Origin of the sequence: Streptomyces sp. NPDC056296 (assembly GCF_042268605.1) — a bacterium.
Lineage (GTDB): Bacteria > Actinomycetota > Actinomycetes > Streptomycetales > Streptomycetaceae > Streptomyces.
Genome location: NZ_JBHJRX010000054.1, coordinates 16,978 through 40,869 on the forward strand (window position 1 = coordinate 16,978; position 23,892 = coordinate 40,869).

A 23,892-nucleotide genomic window follows, 5' to 3' on the forward strand; every position below is an offset into this window, starting at 1 on the left:
CTCCAACTTGCGGCGCCCCTTCCGTCATGAACCTACCCGGTCCGCGGCTTTCACGCCCAGGTGAGCAGTCGCTTGGGCTGTTCCAGGACCGCCGCCACGTCGGCGAGGACCTTGGAGCCCAGCTCGCCGTCGACCAGGCGGTGGTCGAAGCTCAGCGCCAGGGTGGTCACCTGACGCGGCTTCACCTTGCCCTTGTGCACCCACGGCTGGAGCTTGATCGCGCCTACCGCGAGGATCGCGGACTCGCCGGGGTTGAGGATCGGCGTGCCGGTGTCGACGCCGAAGACGCCGACGTTGGTGATGGTCACCGTGCCGGCCTGCATGGCGGCCGGGGAGGTCTTGCCCTCCCGGGCCGTCGACACCAGCTCGCCCAGGGACCCCGCCAGCTGCGGCAGCGTCTTGGCGTGGGCGTCCTTGATGTTCGGGACGATCAGGCCTCGCGGGGTCGCCGCGGCGATGCCCAGGTTGACGTAGTGCTTGACCACGATCTCCTGCGCTGCCTCGTCCCAGGAGGCGTTGACGTCCGGGTTGCGCTTGATGGCGACCAGCAGGGCCTTGGCGATCAGCAGGAGCGGGTTCACCCGCAGGCCCGTGAACTCCTTGTCCTGCTTCAGTTCCTCGACCAGTTTCATCGTGCGCGTCACGTCGACCGTCACGAACTCGGTGACGTGCGGCGCCGTGAACGCCGAGCCGACCATCGCCGCCGCCGTCGCCTTGCGGACGCCCTTGACCGGGATACGGGTCGCGCGCGCCGTGTCGTACGACACCGCGGTCGCCGGGGAGGGGGCCGCGGGGGTGGCCGCGGCGGGTGCCGCCGGTGCCGCCTCGGGCGCCGGGGCCTGTGCCGGGGCCACCGCCGCGTGCACGTCCTCGCGCGTGATGATGCCGTCCGGGCCGGTCGGCGCGACCGTGGCCAGGTCGACGCCGAGGTCCTTGGCCAGCTTGCGCACCGGGGGCTTGGCGAGCGGGCGCCCGCTCGGGACGGGCGGTGCGGAGCCGTGGCCGTTCATCTCGGCCTGGATCGCGGCGGAGGCGGCCAGGGCCTCCTGGTCCGGGGGCTGTGCCCCCTTGCGAGGGCGGCGGCGGGTCGAGGAGGTGGACACCCCGTAGCCGACCAGGACCGGCTGGCGGCCCTCCGGCTTCTTCTCCTCGGCCTCGGCCTCGGCCTCGGTCGCGGCCGGCGCGGTCGCGGTGTCCGCCGCGCCCTCGACGGGTGCCTGCGCCGGTTCCGGCGCAGCCGCCGCGTCGCCGACGGCCACCGCGATGATCGACGTGCCCACGTCGACCGTGGTGCCCTCGGGGAAGTGCAGCTCGCGGACCACGCCGTCGTAGGGGATGGGCAGCTCGACGGCGGCCTTCGCCGTCTCGACCTCGCACACCACCTGGCCGTCGGTGACCGTGTCACCGGGCTGGACGTACCACTTGAGGATCTCGGCCTCGGTGAGTCCCTCGCCCACGTCGGGCATCTTGAACTCGCGTACGGACCCTTCGGTCATCGTCGTCACGACCCTCTCCTCAGTACGCCAGCGAGCGGTCGACGGCATCCAGCACCCGGTCCAGGTCGGGCAGGTACTCCTCCTCCAGGCGGGCCGGCGGGTACGGGGCGTGGTAGCCGCCGACCCTCAGCACCGGGGCCTCCAGGTGGTAGAAGCAGCGCTCCGTGATGCGGGCCGCGATCTCCGCGCCCGAGCCCAGGAACACCGGCGCCTCGTGGACCACGACCAGGCGGCGGGTCTTCTCCACCGACGCCTGGATGGTGTCGAAGTCGACCGGGGAGATGGAGCGCAGGTCGACGACCTCCAGGGACCGGCCCTCCTCGGCCGCCGCGTCGGCGACCTCCTGGCAGAGCTTCACCATCGGGCCGTAGGCGGCGAGCGTGAGGTCGCTGCCCTCGCGCACCACACGCGCGGTGTGCAGCGGGCCCGGGATGGCCTCGCTGTCGACCTCGCCCTTGTCCCAGTAGCGCCGCTTGGGCTCGAAGTAGATCACCGGGTCGTCGCTCTGGATGGCCTGCTGCATCATCCAGTACGCGTCCGCCGAATTCGACGGGGAGACCACCTTCAGGCCCGCCACGTGCGCGAACAGCGCCTCGGGGGACTCGGAGTGGTGCTCGACCGCGCCGATGCCGCCGCCGTAGGGGATACGGATGACGACCGGCATCTTGACCTTGCCCAGCGAGCGGGCGTGCATCTTCGCCAGCTGGGTGACGATCTGGTCGTAGGCCGGGAAGACGAAGCCGTCGAACTGGATCTCCACCACCGGCCGGTAGCCCCGCAGGGCCAGGCCGATAGCGGTGCCGACGATGCCGGACTCGGCCAGCGGGGTGTCGATCACCCGGTCCTCGCCGAAGTCCTTCTGGAGGCCGTCGGTGACCCGGAAGACGCCGCCGAGCTTGCCGACGTCCTCGCCCATGATCAGGACCTTGGGGTCCGAGTCCAGCGCGCGGCGCAGCGATTCGTTGATCGCCTTGGCCAGCGCCATCTTTTCCGCTGCCATGTCAGACCCCCTCTGCCTCTGCGAACGACGCCTGGTAGGCGGCGAACTGGGCTCGCTCCTCGTCGACGAGCGCGTGCCCGTCCGCGTACACGTTCTCGAAGATGGCGAACCGGTCCGGGTCCGGCATGGCACGGACCACTTCGCGCACTCGTTTGCCCAACGTCTCGCTCTCCGCCTCCAGTTCCGCGAAGAATCCCTCGTCCGCGTGGTTTGCGGACTCCAGGAAGCGGCGAAGGCGCAGGATCGGGTCCTTCGCCTCCCAGGCGGCGCGCTCGTCGTCGTGCCGGTAGCGGGAGGGGTCGTCCGAGGTGGTGTGGGCGCCCATGCGGTACGTGTACGCCTCGATCAGCGCCGGACCCTCACCGCGCCGCGCCCGCTCCAGCGCCCACCGGGTGACCGCGAGGCAGGCCAGCGCGTCGTTGCCGTCGACGCGGACGCCGGGGAAGCCGAAGCCCTGGGCGCGCTGGTAGAGCGGCACGCGGGTCTGCTTCTCGTTGGACTCGGAGATCGCCCACTGGTTGTTCTGGCAGAAGAACACCACGGGGGCGTTGTAGACGGCGGCGAAGTTGAACGCCTCGCTGACGTCGCCCTGGCTGGAGGCGCCGTCGCCGAAGTAGGCGATCACGGCGGAGTCGGCGCCGTCCTTGGTGATGCCCATCGCGTAGCCCGTGGCGTGCAGCGCCTGCGAGCCGATGACGATGGTGTAGAGGTGGAAGTTGTTGCTGTTGGGGTCCCAGCCGCCGTTGTTCACGCCGCGGAACATGCCGAGGAGGTTGGTCGGGTCCACCCCGCGGCACCAGGCGACGCCGTGCTCGCGGTAGGTCGGGAAGACGTAGTCGTCCTCGCGGGTGGCCCGGCCGGAGCCGATCTGGGCGGCCTCCTGGCCCAGCAGCGAGGCCCACAGGCCCAGCTCGCCCTGGCGCTGCAGCGCGGTGGCCTCGGCGTCGAAGCGCCGGGTGAGCACCATGTCGCGGTACAGGCCGCGCAGCTCGTCGGGGGTGATGTCGGCGACGTACGAGGCGTACTCGGCGTAGACAGCGTTCTCGGCGGTCTCGACGCGCTCGCCCTCGGGCGTCAGCAGCTGCACCAGCTCCGTCTCGGAGCCCTTCTTGGCGGCAGCGGTGCGGGTGGTGCGCTTGGTGCCGGTGGTGCCGGCCTTGGCGCCCGTGGCGCCGGCCTTGGTGCCGGTGGTACCGGCCGCCTTGCTTCCGGCGCTGCGTCGCGGCTTGCGCGCGGCAGTGCTCTCGGTCACGTGTGCTCCTCCGTCGGTCCGGCCCCCGGGTTCGCCGGAAGCCAGTGCGGCTCACCTGCGGCCCGGCGGTCGCACAAGGGTGGGTGCGGCCCGATCGGTGACAGGCGTGACAGGTGCCCCGGCGAGCGCCCTGCGAAAAGCACGTTACCCAGTGCTCCACATTTCTGTGAAACCCCACCTGACCTGCGTTTTTACTCGGATTTCCAAGTAAATCGGCGAAGTACGGAAGTTTTACTGGTCACAGCCTCGCAGGGGGCCGGAACAACGGCACGTTATCCCGGCCACCCCGGGCACGGGAAGAGTTGGTGTGTGAGACTGAGCGCGTGCGCGAAGACGGAAAAATCCGGGTATTCCTCCTCGACGACCACGAGGTCGTCCGCCGGGGGGTGCACGATCTGCTCGCGGGCGAGGCCGACATCGAGGTGGTCGGCGAGGCCGGGACGGCGGCCGACGCGCCGGCCCGGGTGGCGGCCACCCGTCCGGACGTGGCGGTGCTGGACGTCCGGCTGCCGGACGGCAGCGGCGTGGAGGTGTGCCGCGAGATCCGTTCCCGGGACGAGACCGTCCGGTGCCTCATGCTGACCTCCTTCGCCGACGACGAGGCCCTCTTCGACGCGATCATGGCGGGCGCCTCCGGCTACGTCCTCAAGGACATCCGGGGCGCCGAGCTGCTGAGCGCCGTACGGGAGGTGGCCCGGGGGAAGTCCCTGCTCGATCCGGCGGCCACCGCGCGCGTGATGGAGCGGCTGCGCGACGGCGGCACCCGGACCGACGACCGGCTCGCCCGCCTCACCGAGCAGGAGCGGCGCATCCTGGAGCTGATCGGCGAGGGGCTGACCAATCGCGCGATCGGCGAGCAACTGCACCTGGCCGAGAAAACGATCAAGAATTACGTGTCGAGCCTGCTGTCCAAACTCGGGATGCGACGGCGTTCGCAGGCGGCCGCCTTCGTGGCCCGGCTGCAGGCCGAGAACCGCTGAGGCACGGAGACCGCCCTTATTCGGGACCTACGTCCTCTCATGCCGGGGCGGGCGACTCTGTCGCCGTGCCGTTCCGCCCCCGCACAGTGATTCCATGCCCTCCGACGCACAACTCGCCGTCGGCCTGCTCGGCCGCACCACCCACGGCCGTGCCGCCACCAGCCTGCGTGCCCTGCCCTTCCTCGCCTTCGCGCGGCACATCGTGGCCGACGGCCGGGTCCTGCTGCGCATGCCCGGGAGCTGCGGGTACCACCAGGTGTGCGCCGGGAGCGTCGTCGCGTACGGCGCCGACAACCTGAGCTCCGCCGCACCCGGCGAGAGCCTGTGGACCGTGCAGGTCGTGGGCCGGTGCGAGGCCCATGAGCCGACCGCCGCCGAGATCGAGCGGTTCGGTCCCGCGCCGCGCCAGGTGGACGGTGAGCCCTTCGAGCCCGTCTACCTGCGGATCGAGCCGCAGTTCGGGTCCGTGCACTTCACGGACGGCGCCGCCGGCTCTCTGTGACCTCCCCGAAACGCGACGCGCGCGTGAAGCCCGTCTCCGGGCCGCACGCGCGCGTGGGGAGCGGTTCGGGTCAGCCTTCGCCGCCCGGCTCGCCGCCCGGCTCGCCGGTGGGGCCGCCGTCGGTGCCGCCCGTCGGGTCGCCGGTGGCGCCGCCGTCGGTGCCGCCCGTCGGGTCACCGGTCGGGTCACCGGTCGGGTCGTCCGTGGGCGTCGTCGGGTCCCCCGTCGGGTCGCCCGTCGGGTCACCGGTCGGCTCCTCCGTCACACTCTGCGACGGCGTGTACGACGGGGTGTACGGCGGCGTGTAGTCCCCGCCGCCCGTGCTTCCGCCGCCGTTGCCCTGCTCCGTGCCCGGGTCGGTGGTCTCCTGCGTCTCCTCGTCGCTGGGCGACGGGCTGGGCGACTCCTCGTCGGAGCTCTGCGAGGTGGACGCCGTCGGGGTCTTGTCCGTGTCGGGGCCGCCCTTGCCGCCGTCGCCGTTGTTCAGGGCCAGCGCGACGCCCGCCGCGATCGCGATCACCGCGAGGACGGCCAGTATCCACAGCTTGCCGCGGCCGCTGCCCTTGTTGCCGCGGCCCTCGAAGCCGCCGTCGTCGCCCCCGCCGTAGCCGTTCGGCAGGATCGGCTGGGGGATCTGCTGGGTGCCCGACGCACCGTGGTCGGGGTGCGGCAGCACCGAGGTGCCCGCGAGGCCGGCCGACGGAGTGTGCCGGCCGTCGTGCGCGGCGACCGGGCCGGTGTTCCAGGTGCCGGTGTGGCCGCCCTGCTCGTACAGCATCTGCAGCCCGTACTGGACCAGGCCGCGCATCTCCTCGGCGGTCTGGAAACGGTCGTCGGGCTCCTTGGCCAGCGAGCGCATCACCAGGCCGTCCAGCTCCGGCGGGGTGGCGTCGGAGACCTCGGAGGGCGGCGTCGGGATGTCCTGGACGTGCTGGTAGACCACCGACAGCGGGGTCTCGCCGGTGAACGGCGGACGCAGCGCGAGGAGTTCGTAGAGCAGGCAGCCGGTCGCGTACAGGTCGGAGCGGTGGTCGACGGCCTTGCCGAGGGCCTGTTCCGGGGAGAGGTACTGCGGGGTGCCCATGACCATGCCGGTCTGCGTCATCGTCGTGGACGCGCCGTGCAGGGCGCGGGCGATGCCGAAGTCCATCACCTTCACCGCGCCGTTGTGCGTGATGATGACGTTGGCCGGCTTGATGTCGCGGTGCACGATGCCGTGCTGGTGGGAGTAGGCGAGCGCCTCCAGGACACCGGAGACGATGATCAGCGCCTGCTCGGGGCCGGGCGCCTCGGCGTTGAGGAGGAGATCGCGGATGGTGCGGCCCTCGACGATCTCCATCACGATGTACGGGACGGACTGACCGCCGACGAAGTCCTCGCCGGAGTCGTACACGGCCACGATGGCGTGGTGGTTGAGGCCGGCCACCGACTGTGCCTCGCGCGTGAAGCGGGCCTTGGAGACCGGGTCCTCGGCGAGATCGGCGCGCAGCAGCTTGACCGCCACGGTGCGTCCGAGGCGGACGTCCTCGGCGGCGAACACCTCGGCCATGCCGCCCCGCCCGAGCCTGCGGGTCAGCCGGTACCGGCCGTCGCCGACCAGCCCGCCGTTGCCCCAGGTCTCCGGCGCGTCAGCCATACCGCCGCCAGTCGCCTCGGGTTCGGACGGGCCCTGGGCGCGCTGCTGCTGTGCCATCAGTCCTCGCCGTCGTTTCTGCCCGCGGTGCGCGCGGTGTTGTTACGGTCTCCGTCGGCCACGCTACAGCCTTCGCGGGGGCCTCCGGTCCGAGATGGACGCCGCGACCGGCATCGAGACGGACCGGTCATGAAACCCTGATTCCGTACTGTCGTGCAAATTCTGTGTACCGGCGGTACGTCGGCTGTAACGCTTCCGCGACGCTTCTTTCGCGTACGGTCACGGAACGGGCACCGCGCTTGACGTGTCAGTGCCCTGGGGCAGACTTGGCCGGGAATCGCACTTTCGATCACGATCACAAACGCGAGCGCGCGTGCCGCTGCCACCGGCGTCGCGGCGCCTATGGGGGACGCAGAGACATGAGCCAGGACGCCGGACAGGGCCGGTACGCGGGGCGGGCACTCGCCGGCGGCCGCTACCAGCTGCGCGACTTGCTCGGTGAGGGCGGCATGGCCTCGGTGCACCTGGCGTACGACTCGGTGCTGGACCGCCAGGTCGCGATCAAGACGCTGCACACCGAGCTGGGCCGGGAGCAGGCCTTCCGCGAGCGCTTCCGCCGCGAGGCCCAGGCAGTGGCCAAGCTCACGCACACCAACATCGTCTCCGTCTTCGACACCGGCGAGGACGATCTGGGTGGCATGACGACTCCGTACATCGTCATGGAGTACGTCGAGGGCCGCCCGCTCGGTTCGGTGCTCGACGAGGACGTCCGGCAGCAGGGCGCGATGCCCGCCGACAAGGCGCTGAAGATCACCGCGGACGTGCTGGCGGCCCTGGAGATCAGCCACGAGATGGGCCTGGTCCACCGGGACATCAAGCCGGGCAACGTGATGATGACCAAGCGCGGCGTGGTCAAGGTGATGGACTTCGGCATCGCCCGCGCCATGCAGTCCGGCGTGACCTCGATGACGCAGACCGGCATGGTCGTCGGCACCCCCCAGTACCTCTCGCCGGAACAGGCCCTCGGCCGCGGCGTGGACGCCCGCTCCGACCTGTACTCGGTCGGCATCATGCTCTTCCAACTGGTCACCGGGCGACTGCCGTTCGACGCGGACTCGCCGCTGGCCATCGCGTACGCGCACGTGCAGGAGGAGCCGGTGGCTCCTTCGTCCGTCAACCGCGCCCTGCCGCCGGCCGTGGACGCGCTGGTGGCCCGCGCGCTGAAGAAGAACCCCAACGAGCGTTTCCCCAGCGCCGAGGCGATGCGGGACGAGTGCCTGCGGGTGGCGGCCTCCTTCCAGGCGGCGCCGCCGAGCATCGTGCCCGGCGCGCACGCGTCGAGCGGCGCGGGCGTCGGCTCCGCGGTGTTCCCGCCGGTCGACCAGAGCGGACCGGTGCCCACGGGCCCCGTCCAGACGCCGTACCAGCCGACGCCCGCCCCGGGCCCGAACCCGTACGGCACCCCGGCGCCCGGCCCGCACTCGCCGGCGTACGGCTATCCGCAGCAGGGCGGCTATCCGACGCCGGCCGCGTACTCCGCCCAGGGCCCGTCGACCCCGCCGCCGTACAACCTCACGCCGTCGGCGCCGGCGTCCGGCTCCCCGGGCGGTCGCAAGAGCAACAAGCCGGTGATCATCGGCTCGATCGTGGTGGCCCTCGTGGCCGTCGGCGGTCTGGTCGGCGCGCTGACGATGAACAACGGCGGCGGTGACGACCCCAAGGGCGGCGGAGAGACCAGCGCCAGCGCGTCGGCGTCGAAGGCGGCGGACTACCGCGGGCCGGACAAGACGAAGACGATCGAGAAGGACGAGTGCACCGAGCCGGAGGAGTCGTACAACGACCCCGACAAGATCAAGGTGCCGGACTTCACGTTCAAGTACATCGGCTCGGTCAAGGAGTGCTTCAACGCCGCCGGCTGGCGGATGAAGGTCGTGGAGGTCGACGAGAACACCTACGGCGAGGGCTCGATCCGCGACCAGTTCCCCGCGCCCGGTACGGACGTCGACCCCGAGGACATGCCGGAGATCCAGCTCAAGGTCTCGACGGGCAACCCGGCGTCCTCCTGATCACGCATCTCGTGACCTAGTACCCGGCGTACGACGAAGGGCCCGGCAGCAGGTGCTGCCGGGCCCTTCGTGGTGTCGGTGGATCGTCGTCCCCGCCGGTCGGGGTGGTCTACAGATAGGCGGCCTAAAGGTAGGGGCCACCCGAGCGGCCGCCCGGGTGGGGCGGCTCCTCGCCGTCCTGGCCGACGCCCGGCGGCAGGGCGCGGCGCATCTGCTCCAGCTGTGCCCGTGCGGCCATCTGCTGGGCGAACAGCGTGGTCTGGATGCCGTGGAAGAGGCCCTCCAGCCAGCCGACCAGCTGCGCCTGCGCGATCCGCAGTTCGGCGTCGGTCGGGGTGACGTCGTCCGTGAAGGGCAGGGAGAGCCGCTCCAGCTCCTCGACCAGCTCCGGGGCCAGGCCGTCCTCCAGTTCCTTCACCGAGCTGGAGTGGATCTCCTTGAGCCGGGCCCGGCTCGCCTCGTCCAGGGGCGCGACGCGCACCTCCTCCAGCAGCTGCTTGATCATGCTGCCGATCCGCATGACCTTGGCAGGCTGCTCCACCTGCTCGGTCACCGGGATCTCGCGGGAGTCGTCGTCCCCGCCGCCGCTGAGCGCCATTCCGTCCTGGCCGACGACCAGGACTTGGGGGTTCTCCGGCGACCTGTCGTTCCTCGGCATCTCCATGCCGCCATTCTCTCGCACCCGCTCGGAGCGACGGGGTGGTGCCCCCGCGGAAACGTGCCCCGGCGCATTCGGCGGAGTCCGGAATGCCGGTATGGCGGTCGGGTGTGAGGCTTGTTCCGTCGATTTCTGCGACTGGTTACCACCGGGAGGGGGTCACCGACGTGACTCCATGGCTGCGCACACTGCGAGCGACGGGACTGGCGGGGGTCCTGGGGGTGAGCGCGCTGGTGTCGCCGTGCGGGGCGGGGGTGGCGCACGGCGCCGGGTTCGGGGCGGTCGGGGCGACCGGGGCGACCGGGGCAGCGGTGGCGCACGGCGCCGGGTACGCGACGGCCGGTGCGGTCGGGGCAGTCGCCCCCGGCGTCGCGGCGGCCTCCGTGTCCCCGTCTCCTTCCGGTTCGGCCCCCGCTTCGGTTCCGGGGGCGGCCGAACCGGGCGGCTCCGGCGGTCACGACGGGCACAACGGCCACGAGCGTCCCCAGCGCGACGACGGGCACGACGGTCCCGACAACTCGGATACCGGCCCCGCCTCCCCGTCCGGCGAGGATTCCGGCCCGGCGGGCAGCGCGGCGCGTGGCTCCGCGACGGCCTCCCCCTCCGCCTCTCCTTCTTCCTCCGGCTCGGGCGCATCGGCGGCCGACCCGGAGCCCTCCCGGGCGGGGAGCCGTCCGGGCGAGGGTCGGCAGCGGCCCGGGCGGCCCGAGGAACGCGAGCCGGAAGAGGCCGGCGCGGACGACAACGCCCGCCACCGCGCGGACGGTGACGGCGACGAGGGCCTGCCCGACGGTCCGGAGACCGCAGTGCCACCCGAGGAGGCCGCCCTGGTGCCCTCCGCGTCCCCGTCCCGTTCACAGCCGCAGGCCGGCACGCACGCCCAGGACGCCACCGAGCCCGTGGTGCGAGCCCTGCCCCTGGGCAGCGGGCTGGTCCTCATCGGCCTCGGCCTGGCCCTGGCCTTCGTCGGCCTCCGCCTGCGGCGCGGCTGACGCGCACCCGCTACGAGGCGATCAGCAGCACCTTGCCGATGTGGCCGCTCTCCTCCACGACCCGGTGGGCGGCGGGTGCGTCGCTCATCGGGAGTTCGCGGTCGACGATCGGGCGGATGTGACCGCCGTCGAGCAACGGCCAGACGTGCTCGCGTACGGCCGCCACGATGGCCGCCTTCTCCTCCAGTGGACGGGCGCGCAGTGAGGTCGCGCTGACGGCGGCGCGCTTGGCCAGGAGCGTGCCGATGTCCAGCTCGCCCTTCCGGCCGCCCTGCATGCCGATGATCGCGAGCCGGCCGTTGACGGCGAGGGCCCGGACGTTGCGGTCCAGGTACTTGGCGCCCATGTTGTCGAGGATGACGTCGGCGCCCGCGCCGCCCGTCGCCTCCCTCACCTCGGCGACGAAGTCCTGCTCGCGGTAGTTGATCAGGATGTCGGCGCCCAGTTCGGCGCAGCGCTCCAGCTTCTCCTTGGTGCCCGCCGTCACGGCGACCTTCGCGCCGACGGCCTTGGCGAGCTGGATCGCCATGGTGCCGATGCCGCTGGAGCCGCCGTGCACGAGCAGCGTCTCGCCGGGGCGCAGGTGGGCGACCATGAAGACGTTCGACCAGACGGTGCAGACCACCTCGGGCAGCGCCGCCGCCCGCTCGACGCCGATGCCTTCCGGGACCGGCAGCAGCTGACCGGCCGGAACGGCGACCTTCTCGGCGTAGCCGCCGCCCGCGAGGAGCGCGCACACCTCGTCGCCCACGGACCAGCCGGACACGCCGGTCCCGAGTGCGGCGACGCGCCCGGAGCACTCCAGGCCGGGGTAGGGGGAGGTGCCGGGCGGGGGGTCGTAGAAGCCCTGGCGCTGCATGATGTCGGCGCGGTTGACGGCGCTGGCCGCCACCTCGACCAGGACCTCGCCCTCGCCGGGCACCGGGTCGGGGACCTCGGCCCAGACCAGCGCCTCGGGGCCTCCGGGTTCGGAAATCGTGATCGCATGCATGGGGGCGACGCTACTCCTCCGCCCCTGCTCGGGCCCCTCCGCCTGGGCCCCCGGTCGGAGCGCTCTCCGCCTTCCGGTCGCGGCGCCCTCCGACTTTGGGACCGTCCACCGGAAAATCCCTGTGCGCGACCGATGAGTTTGCGCCACGGTAAAGGTCTTCCCATGCGTAGCCCAAGAACGCGTAGCCCAAGAAACGCGGAAGGACCACCACCAATGAGCACGCACACGTCCGGACTCGCGATCGAGACCGCGGGACTGGTGAAGACGTTCGGCGAGACCCGGGCCGTGGACGGGGTGGACCTCGCGGTACCCGCCGGCACGGTCTACGGCGTCCTCGGCCCGAACGGCGCCGGCAAGACCACCACGGTGAAGATGCTCGCCACCCTCCTGCGGCCGGACGGCGGCCAGGCCCACGTCTTCGGCCACGACATCGTGCGCGAGGCCGACGAGGTGCGCAGCCGGGTGAGCCTCACCGGGCAGTACGCGTCCGTGGACGAGGACCTCACCGGCACCGAGAACCTGATCCTGCTGGGCCGGCTCCTCGGGCACGGCAAGACGGCCGCGCGGGAGCGGGGTGCCCAGCTGCTGGAGGCCTTCGGGCTGACGGACGCGGCGGCGAAGCAGGTCAAGCACTACTCCGGCGGCATGCGGCGGCGCATCGACATCGCCGCGTCCATCCTCAACACCCCCGATCTGCTCTTCCTCGACGAGCCGACGACCGGCCTCGACCCGCGCAGCCGCAACCAGGTGTGGGACATCGTGCGCGCGGTCGTCGCCCAGGGCACGACCGTGCTGCTGACCACGCAGTATCTGGACGAGGCCGACCAGCTGGCGTCCCGGATCGCCGTCATCGACAAGGGCAGGGTGATCGCCGAGGGCACCAAGGGCGAGCTGAAGGCGTCCGTCGGCGCCGGCTCCGTCCATCTGCGGCTGCGGGACGCCGACCAGCGGCCCGAGGCCGAGCGGCTGCTCCGGGACCTGCTGGTCGCCGAGGTGCAGCTGGAGCCGGACCCGGTGGCGCTGACCGCGCGCCTCGGGGTGGCGGCGAGCGACACGGCCGCCGACCAGGCCGCCAAGGCGCTGGGCGAGCTGACCCGGGCCGGCATCACCGTCGACAACTTCTCCCTGGGACAGCCCAGCCTCGACGAGGTCTTCCTGGCGCTGACCGGCCACGACACCGGCCAGAACACCGGCACTGGCACCGACACCGACACCGACACCGGCACCGGCACCGGCCCTGACACGAAGGACGAGGTGGCGGCATGAGCACGGCCACGAGCACCGAGAGCAAGGAACTCTCCGCGGTCAGCACCGAGTCGCTGGCGGCCCTGCTGGTCACCAAGGAGCGGCCGCCCCGGCCCAGCGCCCTGTCCACGTCCCTGACGTTCGGATGGCGCGCGATCCTCAAGATCAAGCACGTGCCGGAGCAGCTCTTCGACGTCACCGCCTTCCCGATCATGAACCTGTTGATGTTCACGTACCTCTTCGGCGGTGCGCTGGCGGGTTCGCCGAGCGACTACATCCAGTTCGTGCTGCCGGGCATCCTCGTGATGTCGGTCGTGATGATCACGATGTACACCGGGGTCTCGGTGAACATCGACATCGAGAAGGGCGTCTTCGACCGCTTCCGCTCGCTGCCGATCTGGCGGCCCTCGGCGATGGTCGGCTATCTGCTCGGCGACGCGCTGCGCTACACCATCGCGTCCGTCGTGATGCTCGCCGTGGGTCTGCTGCTCGGTTACCGGCCGGACGGCGGGCTCGGCGGTGTGGTCGCCGGGATCGTGCTGCTGCTGGTGTTCTCGTTCGCCTTCTCGTGGATCTGGACGATGTTCGGGCTGATGCTGCGCACCGAGAAGTCGGTGATGAGCGTCAGCATGATGGTGATCTTCCCGCTCACCTTCCTGTCCAACGTCTTCGTCGACCCGAAGACGATGCCGGGCTGGCTGCAGGTGTTCGTCAACAACAGCCCGATCACGCACCTGGCGTCCGCGGTGCGCGGGCTGATGGCGGGCGACTGGCCCGGCGTCGAGATCGCCTGGACGCTGGGCTGGGCGGGGGTGCTCCTCCTGGTCTTCGGCCCGGTCACGATGCGGCTCTACAACCGCAAGTAGCCTCCGCGGTACGGGATCGGCGCTCCGTCAGTCGCGGGGCAGCGGGCGGGCGTCGGGCGCCACATGGGTGGCCGGCGTCGCCCGCACGATCGTGATCAGGCGGTCCGTCAGCTCCAGTCCGCCGACGGCCGGGTCGTCGTAGCCGAGCACCCGGTGCCCGCGCACGACGCTCACCACCAGGTCGTCCGTATCGCGCGGGTTCCTGCCCACCTCGGCCTTTATGACCGGCCGCTCGATCAGGTCGAGCCCGCTGCCCTGGCTGATGAGGTCCTCCATGACCATGCCGGCGGCGGGGCTGAGCACGGAGAGCCCGAGCAGACGGCCCGCGGCGCTGGCGCTGGTGATCACCGCGTCGGCGCCGGACTGCTTCAGCAGCGGCGCGTTCTCCTCCTCGCGGACCGCGACCACGATCTTCGCCCCGCGGTTGAGCTGCCGGGCCGTCAGCGTCACCAGTACGGCCGTGTCGTCGCGCTGGGTGGCGATGATGATCTGCTTCGCCCGGTACACCTCGGCGCGGTTCAGCACATCGCTGCGCGTGGCGTCACCGACCACGCCCGCGTAGCCGTGGGCCGTCGCGGCCTCGATGGCCTTCCCGCTCGGGTCGACCACGACGACCTGCTCCTTGCGCAGCCCGGTCGCACAGACGGTCTGGATCGCCGACCGTCCCTTGGTACCGAAGCCGACGACGACGGTGTGATCGCGCAAGGTGGACCTCCAGCGGTTCAGGCGCCACTCGTCCCGCGTGCGCTCGGTGAGGGCTTCCAGCGTGGTGCCGACCAGGATGATCAGGAACATCACGCGCAGCGGCGTGATGACGAAGATGTTGGTCAGCCGGGCCGCGTCACTGACGGGCGTGATGTCGCCGTACCCGGTGGTGGAGAGGGTGACGGTGGCGTAGTAGAAGGCGTCGAGGAGATCGACGGAGCCGTCGGAGTTGTCGTTGTAGCCGTCGGCGTCGGCATAGACGATGAACGCCGTCGCCAGGAGAACCACCAGGGCCAGGGACAGCCGTTTGCCGACCTGGCGGATCGGGTGCTCCACCAGCTTCCTCGGGAGTTTCACCCGATGGGTCACGAGGTGTTCGTCCGCCTGGCGGGCGATCGCGTCCTGGCCCGGAAGTTTCACGTGAAACACACTCCGATTCCGCCGGTGGTCCAGGGCAGGTCGAGCAGCTCGGCCTCCTGGCCCGGACGCGCCCCGCCCGGGGGTACGACGGCCAGGGCGTCGGCGGCCGCGATGCCGCGCAGCATGGCCGGACCGTTGTAGTGCAGCGGCACGGCACCGTCGCCGCGCAGCACGACGGGGACGAGCCGGGTGTCGTACGGGTGCCCGTGCACCGCGTCCCGCAGCGGCAGCGTGTACGGCTCGGGCGCCGGGCGGGCGGCCAGAGTACGCAGCAGCGGCTCGGCGAGCGTCAGCAGCCCGGAGACGGCGGCGAGGGGGTTGCCGGGCAGGCCGACGAGGTGCTGGTCGTCCTTGAGCCGGGCCAGCAGCATCGGGTGGCCGGGGCGTACCTTGACGCCGTCCACGAGGAGTTCGGCGCCGATGCGGCTCAGGACCGGGTGGACGTGGTCGACGGGGCCCGCGGCGGTACCGCCGGTCGTGACGACCAGGTCGGCGTCGGAGGCGGTGACGGCGCGGTGCAGGGCCTTGGCGTCGTCCCCGATCCGGCGGACGGCGCGGACCTCGGCGCCCAGGGCACGCAGCCAGGGCGGCAGCATCGGGCCGAGCGCGTCCCGGATGAGGCCGTCGTGCGGCCGGCCCTCGGTGAGCAGCTCGTCGCCGAGGACGAGGACGTCGACGCGTGGGCGGGGGACCGCGGTGAGGGTGTCGTAGCCGGCGGCTGCCGCGAGGCCCAGCACGGCCGGCGTTACCAGAGTACCGACGGGCAGCAACTGGTCGCCGCTGCGGCACTCCTGACCGCGCGGGCGGATGTCCTGGCCGTGGCCGACCTCCCGGGTCGCCTGCAGTCGGTCCCTGCCGTCGGTACGGCCGTGCTCGGTGCGCAGTACGGCGGTGGTGTCCAGGGGGATGCGCGCGCCGGTGGCGATACGGACGGCCTCGCCGTCGGTGAGGCGCGCGGGTTCCGCGTGGCCGGCCAGGACGCCCTCGTCGCGCACCCTCCAGGGGCCCGGGCCGGCGACGGCCCAGCCGTCCATCGCGGAGGTGTCGAAGGAGGGCAGGTCGGTCAGGGCGGCGAGGGGCGCGGCCAGGGTGAGGCCCAGGGCCGCGTCGAGGGGCGCGGCGAGCGGGGCGCGGCGGACGGCACGGACGGCGGCACGGGCGGCGCGCTCGGCGGTCGCCCGGGCTTCGGGCCAGGGGGTCGCGCGGTGGGGGGAGTCGGCCTGCTTGTGCGGGGCGCCGGTGGGCCCGTGGTGACTTCGGGGGCTGTGGTGACCGTGGTGCCCGCCGTGCGCGGGCGTCGCCTCGTGCTCGTGGCCGCCGTGGGGCGGGCCGGACGGACCGGACTGACCGGGGTTCTCCTTCACGAGGGCGAGCGCCTCCTCGACGTCGAGGTCTTCCGCTTCCTCGTCGGTCCGCGTGCCGTGGGAGGTCATCACGCGTCCGGGCGGGTGTCAGGGGTGGCGTCGGGAGCCACGTCGGGCTTGCCCGCCGCGGGGGCGGGCTCGGCGTCGGCGGCCTCCTCGGCCCAGCGCTGGGCGAGGGCGGCGGCCTTGCGGGCGGCCTCGGCGACGGCTTCGGGGCCTCCTTGGGCCCGCCCGGCCGCGTAGCCGACGAGGAAGGTGGTCAGCGGGGCCGCGGGCCTGGCCACCCCGTGGGCGGCGTCCCGGGCGAGGTCGAGCAGAACGCCGGTGTCGACGTCGAGGTCGATGCCCAACTCGTCCTTGGCTGCGGTAATCCATTCGTCCAACACGTGACCATGCTCCCTGATGCGTGCCCTTGCGGTGGCGATGTCGTCCCAGGTGTCGCAGTCGAAGGAGGCGACGGCGTCGGGGACTCGGGTGAGGCGGAGCGCGCCGGTCAGCCGGCGCAGAGGCAGCCCGGTGAGGTCCGCCGGATCCGCCCGGTCCCGGGTGAGCGCGGCCAGTTCGCGGCGCAGCGCGGGCGCACGGTAGGCGGCGACCAGGGGCTGGTCGCGGCCGTCGGCGTCGGTGAGCAGCACGCCGTCGGCGTCGCTCGCGGCGAGGGCCGACAGCAGTCGTGCGACGGTGGGCCCGGCGAGGAACGGCAGGTCGGCGGAGAGGACCACGACGTGCTCGGCGGTGGTCTGCCGCAGACCGGCGTCGAGGGCGGCGAGCGGTCCGCCGCCGGGCGGGTCCTCGCGCGCCCAGGTCACCGGGCGCGCGGTGGGCCGCGGGTCGGCGACCACGACGGTCGTCCGCGCCGCGGCGCAGGCGGCGAGCACCCGGTCCAGCAGCGCGCGACCGCCCACGCGGAGGCCGGGTTTGTCGGCACCGCCGAGCCGCCGCGCGGCCCCGCCGGCGAGCACGACGGCGTCGTACGCGACGGGGGCCGGACCCGGCGCGGGGCCGGTGCCGGCGCCGGGCTCACCGGAGGGCTCGTACGCGGTCACCCCCCGAGTATGCGTTGCCGGGCGATCACAGGGAACGCGGGGGAGCCCGCGCGATCGGAGTGTGCGCGCCGGCGTCGGCGCCGGGCCCTCGTCACAGGGTCCGCAGCAGCACCGCCGGCTGTTCCACGCAGTCCGCCACGTACCGCAGGAAACCGCCCGCCGTACCGCCGTCGCACACCCGGTGGTCGAAGGTGAGCGACAGCTGGACGACCTGACGCACCGCCAACTCAGCCTCGTGCACCCATGGTTTGGGGATGATGCGGCCGACGCCGAGCATGGCCGCCTCGGGGTGGTTGATGATCGGTGTGGAGCCGTCGACGCCGAAGACCCCGTAGTTGTTCAACGTGAAGGTGCCGCCGGTCAGTTCACCGGGTGTCAGTCGGCCGTCCCGGGCCGCCTCGGTCAGCCGGGCGAACTCGGCGGTGAGCGCCTCGGCGTCCCGGGCATGCGCGTCCCGGACGACCGGCACGACCAACCCCCGGTCGGTCTGCGCCGCGAAGCCGAGGTGGACGTGGTCGAAGCGGACGACCTCGCGGGCCTCCGTGTCGACCGTGGAGTTCAGCTCCGGGAAGCGGGCCAGGGCGGCCGCGCAGATCCGGGCCAGCAGCGCGACCAGGGAGATCTTCGGCCCGCCCGCCGCGTTCATGGCCGTGCGCGCCCTCATCAGCTCGGTCGCGTCGGCGTCGACCCAGCAGGTCGCGTCCGGGATCTCGCGCCGGCTGCGGGAGAGCTTGTCGGCGACGGCGCCGCGGACGCCCTTGAGGGGGGTGCGGACACCGCCGGACCGGGCGGCGGAGGACACGGGTGCCGGTGCCTCGGTGGTGTCGGCCTGTCCCTCCCGGACCGCCGTACGGCCACCGTGCGCGGCGGCGGCACGCAGCGCGTACTCCACGTCCGCCCGGAGGATCAGCCCCTCCGGGCCGGAGCCGGTCAGCTCGCGCAGGTCCAGGTCGTTCTGCCGGGCCAGCCTGCGCACCAGCGGGGAGATGACGGGGACGGGGCCGTCCACCGGGTCCGCGGCACGGGCCCGGCCGTTCATCCGTCCGGTCGCCGCCGCGGTGGACGTCTGGCGGTCCGGCCGCACCCGGCGCCGGCGCGCGGGCGCCTCGGAGGTGCCGTATCCGACGAGGACGTTGCCCGAGCCCCCGGTCTTCGCCTCCCCGGTCTTCGCCTCCCCGGTCTTCGCCTCCCCGGTCTTCGCCTCCCCGGGCTCCGGCTGCGCCTCCCCGGCGTCCGGCTCCCCGGCGTCCGGCTCCTCGGCTCGCGCGGGCTCCTCGGCTCGCGTCGGCTCCACTGCCTCGCCGCCAGGGCCCGAGTCCCGCGCCGGGAGGTCGGCGGCACCCTCGCCCACCGCCACCGTCAGCAGCGGCGCTCCGACGGGCAGCTCCGAGCCCTCCTCGCCGAAGCGGGCGGTGACCACGCCCCCGTAGGGGCAGGGCACCTCGACCATCGCCTTGGCCGTCTCGACCTCGACGACCGGCTGGTCGACGGCGACGACGTCGCCGACCTCGACCAACCAGCGCACGATCTCCGCCTCGGTGAGTCCCTCACCGAGGTCGGGGAGCTTGAACTCCAGGCTTCGCCCATCAGAAGCGTGTGCCATCAGCTTTCGGCCTCCCACTGCAGGCGCCCCACGGCGTCCAGGATCCGGTCCACACCGGGCAGGTGGTGACGCTCCAGCATCGGCGGCGGATACGGGATGTCGAACCCGGCCACACGCAGCACCGGCGCCTCCAGGTGGTGGAAGCAGCGCTCCGTGACCCGGGCCGCGATCTCCCCGCCCGGGCCCCCGAAGGAACCCGACTCGTGGACGACGACCGCGCGTCCCGTCCGCCGCACCGAAGCGCACACCGTCTCGTCGTCGAACGGCACCAGGGAGCGCAGATCGACGACTTCGAGGTCCCAGCCCTCGGCCCGGGCCGCCTCGGCCGCCTCCATGCAGGCGACCAGCGACGGTCCGTACGTGATGAGTGTGGCGCTCCTGCCCGGGCGCCGCACCACCGCGCGGCCTACCGGCTCAACGGGCGTCGGCTCCTCGGGGTTCCAGTCGTCCTTCGACCAGTACAGACGCTTGGGTTCGAGGAAGACCACCGGATCGTCGGAGGCGATGGACCGGCGCAGCAGCCCGTAGGCGTCGGCGACGGTCGCGGGCGTGACGACATGGAGCCCCGGAGTCGCCATGTAGTACGCCTCGGACGAGTCGCTGTGGTGCTCGACGCCGCCGATGCCGCCGCCGTAGGGGACGCGGATGGTCAGCGGCAGGGACACCCGGCCGCGGGTGCGGTTGCGCATCTTGGTGACGTGGCTGACGACCTGCTCGAACGCCGGGTACGCGAAGGCGTCGAACTGCATCTCCACGACCGGGCGCAGCCCGTACATCGCCATGCCCACGGCCGTGCCGAGGATGCCGGCCTCGGCGAGCGGGGTGTCCGTGCAGCGGTCCTCGCCGAACTCCTCGGCGAGTCCGTCGGTGACCCGGAAGACGCCGCCGAGGGTGCCCACGTCCTCGCCCATGACGTGCACGCTCGGGTCGGCGGCCATGGCGTCGCGCAGCGCGCGCGTGAGGGCCTGCGCCATGGTGGCCGGCTTGGCGGCGACGGTGGTCATCGGTGTCCCCCTTCGGGCGCCCCGGACGCGGATCCGGTCTCCGCCTCGGCCGCCGCCGCCAGCTCCGCCCGCAGCAGGTCCCGTTGCTCGCGCAGCTGCGGCGTGAGCTCGGCGTAGACGTGGGCGAACAGGTCCATGGGGTCGAGTTCCGGGTCCCGGTTCATGCGGGCGCGCAGGTCGGCGGCCATGGTCTCGGCGTCCTCGCGGGCGGCCCGCACGCCCTCCTCGTCGAGCAGGCCGCGCTCGGTCAGCTCCCGCTCCAGCAGCTCGATCGGATCGTGCCCGCGCCAGGTCTCGACCTCGGCATCGGCCCGGTAGCGCGTCGCGTCGTCGGCGTTGGTGTGCGCCTCGACGCGGTACGTCACCGCCTCCACCAGCGTGGGACCGCCGCCCGCGCGCGCGTGCCGCACGGCGTCGGACAGGACCTCGTGCACGGCGGCGGCGTCGTTGCCGTCGACCAGGCGGCCCGGCATCCCGTAGCCGACGGCCTTGTGGGCCAGCGACGGGGCGGCGGTCTGCTTGGCGAGCGGGACGGAGATCGCGAAGCCGTTGTTCTGCACGAGGAAGACGACCGGCGCCTGCCAGACGGCCGCGAAGTTCAGCGCCTCGTGGAAGTCGCCCTCGCTGGTGCCGCCGTCGCCGACCATCGCCAGCGCGACCACGTCGTCGCCCTTGAGCCGGGCGGCGTGCGCGAGGCCGACGGCGTGCGGCAGCTGGGTGGCGAGCGGGGTGGAGAGGGGCGCGACCCGGTGCTCGTAGGGGTCGTAGCCGGTGTGCCAGTCGCCGCGCAGCAGGGTGAGGGCCTCGACGGGGTCGACGCCGCGGGCCACGACGGCGAGCGTGTCGCGGTAACTGGGGAAGAGCCAGTCCCGCTCCTGAAGGGCCAGCGCGGCGGCGACCTCGCAGGCCTCCTGGCCGGTGCTGGAGGGGTAGACGGCCAGCCGCCCCTGCTTGGTCAGCGCCGTGGCCTGCGCGTTGTAGCGCCGGCCGCTGACCAGCCGGGCGTACAGCGTGCGCAGCAGCCCGGGGTCGGCGTGCTCGGCGGCCTTCGTGCCGAGGACGCGGTACGGCTCCGCGTCGGGCAGCAGCGGCGCGGGGTCGGTACGGGGCTGCCAGGCGGGCGGCGGTGTGGGCCGGTAAGCGCCCCGCTGCTCCATGACCGTCATGACGGCACCTCCTCGTGGGAGCGGCTGTCGGCTCGCCACGGGTGTGACGGGCCTCACCTACCGATTGTTCGGTCGCCGGCACATTTTGGCTACAGGCGGCCCCAGGCTGTGGACAAACGGTTCTCCACAGCCTGAGATGGACGCAGTACGTCCATGGTAGAGAGGCGGGGGCACATGGCATCTGAACAAATGGCCGAACGCCCGGAGGAAGCCGGCGGCCCGGACGACGCCGGCGCCCCGCCGCCCCCGCGCCCGCTGGACGCCATCGATCAGGACATCCTGCGCATGCTCCAGGCGGACGGCCGCGCCTCGATACGCTCGGTCGCCGAGCGGGTGCACGTCTCGCGCGCGAACGCCTACGCGCGCATCAACCGGCTCGTCGAGGACGGCGTGATCCGCGGCTTCGGCGCCCGCGTCGACCACGAGCGCGCGGGACACGGCACCTCGGCGTACATCACTCTGAAGATCGTGCAGAACTCCTGGCGCACGGTCCGCGCGCAGTTGCGGCAGCTCCCGGGGGCCTCGCACATCGCCCTGGTGGGCGGCGACTTCGACGTCCTGCTGCTGGTGCACACCCCGGACAACCGGGCCCTGCGCGAGCTGGTGCTCACCCGCCTCCAGGCCATCCCGGAAGTGCTCAGCACGCGCACCCTCCTGGTGTTCGAGACCGAGGACCTGGAACCGCAGAGCTGACCGCCGCGCCGGAGCCGAGTGGCCGCTCAGGACGCCTTGCGCAGCCCCCCGAACACCAGCCGCGCCACCGCGTCGACCACTTCGCGCTCACCCGCGCCGCCCCGGCCGTCAGGACCGCCGGAACCGCCGAGACCGCCGGAACCGTCCGGCCGGTACCACTCCACAATCGAGTTGATCATGCCGAAGACCAGGCGCGTCGCGAGCCGCACCTCCACGTCCGCGCGCACGTCCCCCTCGGCCGCCGCGGCCTTCAGCAGGTCGGCGACCCGGTGGTCGAACTCGCGCCGCCGCTCCAGCGCCCACCGCTCGGTGTCGGTGTTGCCGCGCACCCGCAGCAGCAGCGTGACGTACGGCAGTTCGGCCATGAGCACCTCGACCATGCGCCGCACGACGTACTCCAGCCGCTCGGCGGCGGTCCCCACGCGCGCGTGCTCCTCGTCGAGGATCCCGAAGAGCTCGTCCAGGGCCCGGCTCACGGCCCGGCGCAACAGCTCCTCCTTGCCCGTGACGTGGTGGTAGATCGACGACTTGGAGATACCGGCCGCCCTGGAGAGGTGCTCCATGGAGGTGCCGTCGTAGCCTCGCTCGATGAAGACCTGCACGGCGACGGAGAGCAGCGTCTCGGGCGTGTAGGTGTCGCGCCTGGCGGTGGTCATGGGGTGTCCTCCCGCTTCTCGGTGGCGCACGCGTGCCGGTACAGCGCGAGGGACGGCGCGTAACGGCCGGACGGAGCACGCTCGTGCAGGTCGTCGAGGAGTGAGCCGGCCCAGCCACGACCGAGGCGACGGCTCCACTCGAAGGGCCCGAGAGGGTAGTTGACGCCCAGCCGCATCGCGGTGTCGACGTCCTCCTCGGTGGCCACGCCCCTGGCGACCGCCTCGGTCGCCAGGTCGACGATCCGCGCGACCGTGCGGGCGACGATCATGCCGGGGACGTCCCCGATGACGCTGACCTTCTTGCCGAGCGCCTGGAACAGGCCGGTGGCCTCGGCGACGGTGCGCGGGGAGGTGTCCTGGGAGTGGGCCAGCGCGACGCGGGTGGCCGCGCGGTAGTCGAGGGCGAGGTCGAAGTAGACGACGTCCCCGTACTCCACGGAGGTCTGGCCGTCGGCGAGCGCCAGCTGACCCCCACTGGGGAGCACCAGCCGCGTGCCGCCGTCCTCGTCGTCCTGGCGGACCTCGATGCCCGCCTCGCGGATCAGCGCGACCAGCTCGGCGGCCGGGCCCAGGTCACCCTCGACCACGACGTACGCGGGCGGACCGGCCGGTTCGGCGGTGTGCGGCTCGGGGCGTTCGGCCCCGTCGCGGTAGTCGTACCAGCCCTGCCCGCTCTTGCGGCCGAGCCGACCGGACTCGACCAGGCGGCGCTGGGCGAGCGACGGCGTGAAGCGCACGTCCTGGAAGAACGCCTGCCACACGGAGTGCGTGACGGACTCGTTGACGTCCTGCCCGATGAGGTCGGTCAGCTCGAAGGCGCCCATCCTGAAACCGCCCGACTCGCGCAGCACGGCGTCGATGGTGGCCGGGTCCGCGCCCTGGTCCTCGTAGACCGCGAAAGCCTCGGCGTAGAAGGGCCGGGCGACGCGGTTGACGATGAAGCCGGGGGTGTCCGCGCAGGCGACCGGGGTCTTGCCCCAGGCGCGGGCCGTCTCGTACGCGCGCGTGGCCGACGCGATGTCGGTGGCGAAGCCGGAGACCACCTCCACCAGTGGCAGGCGCGGCGCGGGGTTGAAGAAGTGCAGGCCGACGAAACGGCCGGGGACGCGGAGCGCGCCGCCGATGGCGGTGACCGACAGGGAGGAGGTGTTGGTGGCGAGCAGGCAGTCGTCGCCGACGACGTCCTCCAGCGCCCGGAACAGCTCCTGCTTGACGTCCAGCCGTTCCAGGACCGCCTCGACGACCAGCGCGCAGTCGGCGAGGTCGGCGAGGGTCTCGGCGGGCCGGAGCCGGGACCGGGCCTCGTCCCGCTCGGCGCCGGTGAGCCGTTCCTTCTCGACGAGCCGGTCGAGCCGGGCGCCGATCGCGTCGGACGCTTCCCGAGCCCGCCCGGGGACGGCGTCGTACAGCCGTACGGGGTGGCCCGCGACCAGCGCCACCTGGGCGATGCCCTGGCCCATGGTGCCGGTGCCGACGACGGCCACGGGGCTGCTGAGGTCGAGTGCTGTCATGTGCGCGATCCTCCCGCACGGGGTTTTCCACAGATGCGGCGGT

General features: G+C 72.7%; 21 protein-coding genes. 7 read left to right on the forward strand and 14 right to left on the reverse strand.

Going from position 1 to position 23,892, the window contains the following annotated elements:
- Positions 1–50: 50 nt before the first annotated feature.
- The 3 genes from ACFCZF_RS31780 to pdhA (ACFCZF_RS31790) are packed head-to-tail and all read right to left on the reverse strand — an operon-like array spanning position 51 to position 3,748.
- Positions 51–1,505 carry a dihydrolipoamide acetyltransferase family protein gene (locus ACFCZF_RS31780; RefSeq protein WP_376674568.1) on the reverse strand — a complete coding sequence of 485 codons (1,455 nt, stop codon included), beginning with the start codon at positions 1,503–1,505 and terminating at the stop codon, positions 51–53.
- 10 nt (positions 1,506–1,515) lie between these two features.
- Positions 1,516–2,481, reverse strand: coding sequence for an alpha-ketoacid dehydrogenase subunit beta (locus ACFCZF_RS31785; RefSeq protein ID WP_210960166.1), 966 nt, complete (start codon positions 2,479–2,481; stop codon positions 1,516–1,518).
- A 16-nt stretch (positions 2,482–2,497) separates the two neighbouring features.
- Positions 2,498–3,748 carry a pyruvate dehydrogenase (acetyl-transferring) E1 component subunit alpha gene (pdhA, locus tag ACFCZF_RS31790; protein WP_376674569.1) on the reverse strand — a complete coding sequence of 417 codons (1,251 nt, stop codon included), beginning with the start codon at positions 3,746–3,748 and terminating at the stop codon, positions 2,498–2,500.
- A 323-nt stretch (positions 3,749–4,071) separates the two neighbouring features.
- Between pdhA (ACFCZF_RS31790) and ACFCZF_RS31795 the strand changes: the two genes are divergently transcribed.
- Positions 4,072–4,728: a response regulator gene (locus tag ACFCZF_RS31795; protein WP_376674570.1), complete on the forward strand. Its 657-nt coding sequence runs from the start codon at positions 4,072–4,074 to the stop codon at positions 4,726–4,728.
- A 94-nt stretch (positions 4,729–4,822) separates the two neighbouring features.
- Positions 4,823–5,230 (forward strand): pyridoxamine 5'-phosphate oxidase family protein, encoded by a 408-nt coding sequence (locus ACFCZF_RS31800; RefSeq protein WP_376674571.1) that lies wholly within the window; start codon positions 4,823–4,825, stop codon positions 5,228–5,230.
- A 70-nt stretch (positions 5,231–5,300) separates the two neighbouring features.
- On the opposite strand, the gene ACFCZF_RS31805 is transcribed toward ACFCZF_RS31800, so the two are convergent.
- Positions 5,301–6,923 (reverse strand): protein kinase, encoded by a 1,623-nt coding sequence (locus tag ACFCZF_RS31805; RefSeq protein ID WP_376674572.1) that lies wholly within the window; start codon positions 6,921–6,923, stop codon positions 5,301–5,303.
- Positions 6,924–7,282: 359 nt separating this feature from the next.
- Between ACFCZF_RS31805 and ACFCZF_RS31810 the strand changes: the two genes are divergently transcribed.
- Entirely contained in the window at positions 7,283–8,929 is a 1,647-nt protein-coding gene (locus ACFCZF_RS31810) for a protein kinase (protein ID WP_376674573.1), read from the forward strand.
- A gap of 124 nt (positions 8,930–9,053) precedes the next feature.
- Here ACFCZF_RS31810 and ACFCZF_RS31815 read toward each other — a convergent pair whose 3' ends face one another.
- On the reverse strand, positions 9,054–9,593 hold the full coding sequence (locus ACFCZF_RS31815) for a bacterial proteasome activator family protein (protein ID WP_375923652.1): 540 nt from the start codon (positions 9,591–9,593) through the stop codon (positions 9,054–9,056).
- A gap of 161 nt (positions 9,594–9,754) precedes the next feature.
- On the opposite strand from ACFCZF_RS31815, the gene ACFCZF_RS31820 reads away from it, so the two are divergent.
- A complete protein-coding gene (locus ACFCZF_RS31820; RefSeq protein WP_376674574.1) occupies positions 9,755–10,579 on the forward strand; it encodes a hypothetical protein in 825 nt (274 codons plus the stop codon).
- Between the two features lie 10 nt (positions 10,580–10,589).
- On the opposite strand, the gene ACFCZF_RS31825 is transcribed toward ACFCZF_RS31820, so the two are convergent.
- Positions 10,590–11,570, reverse strand: a complete 981-nt coding sequence (locus tag ACFCZF_RS31825; protein WP_376674575.1) for an NAD(P)H-quinone oxidoreductase — start codon at positions 11,568–11,570, stop codon at positions 10,590–10,592.
- 213 nt (positions 11,571–11,783) lie between these two features.
- Between ACFCZF_RS31825 and ACFCZF_RS31830 the strand changes: the two genes are divergently transcribed.
- Together ACFCZF_RS31830 and ACFCZF_RS31835 are read left to right on the forward strand one after the other, a co-directional pair.
- A complete protein-coding gene (locus tag ACFCZF_RS31830; RefSeq protein ID WP_376674576.1) occupies positions 11,784–12,836 on the forward strand; it encodes an ATP-binding cassette domain-containing protein in 1,053 nt (350 codons plus the stop codon).
- Complete coding sequence (locus tag ACFCZF_RS31835; protein ID WP_375923664.1) at positions 12,833–13,681, forward strand: ABC transporter permease; 849 nt, start codon at positions 12,833–12,835, stop codon at positions 13,679–13,681. The genes ACFCZF_RS31830 and ACFCZF_RS31835 overlap by 4 nt, the downstream gene beginning before the upstream one ends.
- A gap of 27 nt (positions 13,682–13,708) precedes the next feature.
- Here the strand turns inward: ACFCZF_RS31835 and ACFCZF_RS31840 are convergent, their stop codons facing one another.
- The 6 genes from ACFCZF_RS31840 to pdhA (ACFCZF_RS31865) all read right to left on the reverse strand — a co-directional run bounded on the left by ACFCZF_RS31840 (position 13,709) and on the right by pdhA (ACFCZF_RS31865) (position 20,989).
- The gene (locus tag ACFCZF_RS31840; protein ID WP_375923667.1) at positions 13,709–14,806 is read right to left on the reverse strand and encodes a potassium channel family protein; all 1,098 of its coding nucleotides are present in this window, start codon (positions 14,804–14,806) and stop codon (positions 13,709–13,711) included.
- A complete protein-coding gene (locus ACFCZF_RS31845) occupies positions 14,803–16,239 on the reverse strand; it encodes a molybdopterin molybdotransferase MoeA (RefSeq protein WP_376674577.1) in 1,437 nt (478 codons plus the stop codon). Before ACFCZF_RS31845 ends, ACFCZF_RS31840 begins: the two co-directional genes overlap by 4 nt.
- A complete protein-coding gene (locus tag ACFCZF_RS31850) occupies positions 16,239–17,216 on the reverse strand; it encodes an NTP transferase domain-containing protein (RefSeq protein ID WP_376674578.1) in 978 nt (325 codons plus the stop codon). Before ACFCZF_RS31850 ends, ACFCZF_RS31845 begins: the two co-directional genes overlap by 1 nt.
- Positions 17,217–17,307: 91 nt before the next feature.
- Complete coding sequence (locus tag ACFCZF_RS31855; protein ID WP_376674579.1) at positions 17,308–18,819, reverse strand: dihydrolipoamide acetyltransferase family protein; 1,512 nt, start codon at positions 18,817–18,819, stop codon at positions 17,308–17,310.
- Positions 18,819–19,823, reverse strand: a complete 1,005-nt coding sequence (locus ACFCZF_RS31860; RefSeq protein WP_376674580.1) for an alpha-ketoacid dehydrogenase subunit beta — start codon at positions 19,821–19,823, stop codon at positions 18,819–18,821. The genes ACFCZF_RS31855 and ACFCZF_RS31860 overlap by 1 nt, the downstream gene beginning before the upstream one ends.
- The gene (pdhA, locus tag ACFCZF_RS31865) at positions 19,820–20,989 is read right to left on the reverse strand and encodes a pyruvate dehydrogenase (acetyl-transferring) E1 component subunit alpha (protein ID WP_376674581.1); all 1,170 of its coding nucleotides are present in this window, start codon (positions 20,987–20,989) and stop codon (positions 19,820–19,822) included. The genes ACFCZF_RS31860 and pdhA (ACFCZF_RS31865) overlap by 4 nt, the downstream gene beginning before the upstream one ends.
- Before the next feature lie 189 nt (positions 20,990–21,178).
- On the opposite strand from pdhA (ACFCZF_RS31865), the gene ACFCZF_RS31870 reads away from it, so the two are divergent.
- Entirely contained in the window at positions 21,179–21,682 is a 504-nt protein-coding gene (locus ACFCZF_RS31870; protein WP_210960168.1) for an Lrp/AsnC family transcriptional regulator, read from the forward strand.
- A 26-nt stretch (positions 21,683–21,708) separates the two neighbouring features.
- On the opposite strand, the gene ACFCZF_RS31875 is transcribed toward ACFCZF_RS31870, so the two are convergent.
- Both ACFCZF_RS31875 and ACFCZF_RS31880 read right to left on the reverse strand, forming a co-directional pair.
- The gene (locus ACFCZF_RS31875; RefSeq protein WP_376674582.1) at positions 21,709–22,338 is read right to left on the reverse strand and encodes a TetR/AcrR family transcriptional regulator; all 630 of its coding nucleotides are present in this window, start codon (positions 22,336–22,338) and stop codon (positions 21,709–21,711) included.
- Entirely contained in the window at positions 22,335–23,849 is a 1,515-nt protein-coding gene (locus ACFCZF_RS31880; RefSeq protein ID WP_376674583.1) for a 3-hydroxyacyl-CoA dehydrogenase, read from the reverse strand. Before ACFCZF_RS31880 ends, ACFCZF_RS31875 begins: the two co-directional genes overlap by 4 nt.
- Between the last annotated feature and the right edge of the window lie 43 nt (positions 23,850–23,892).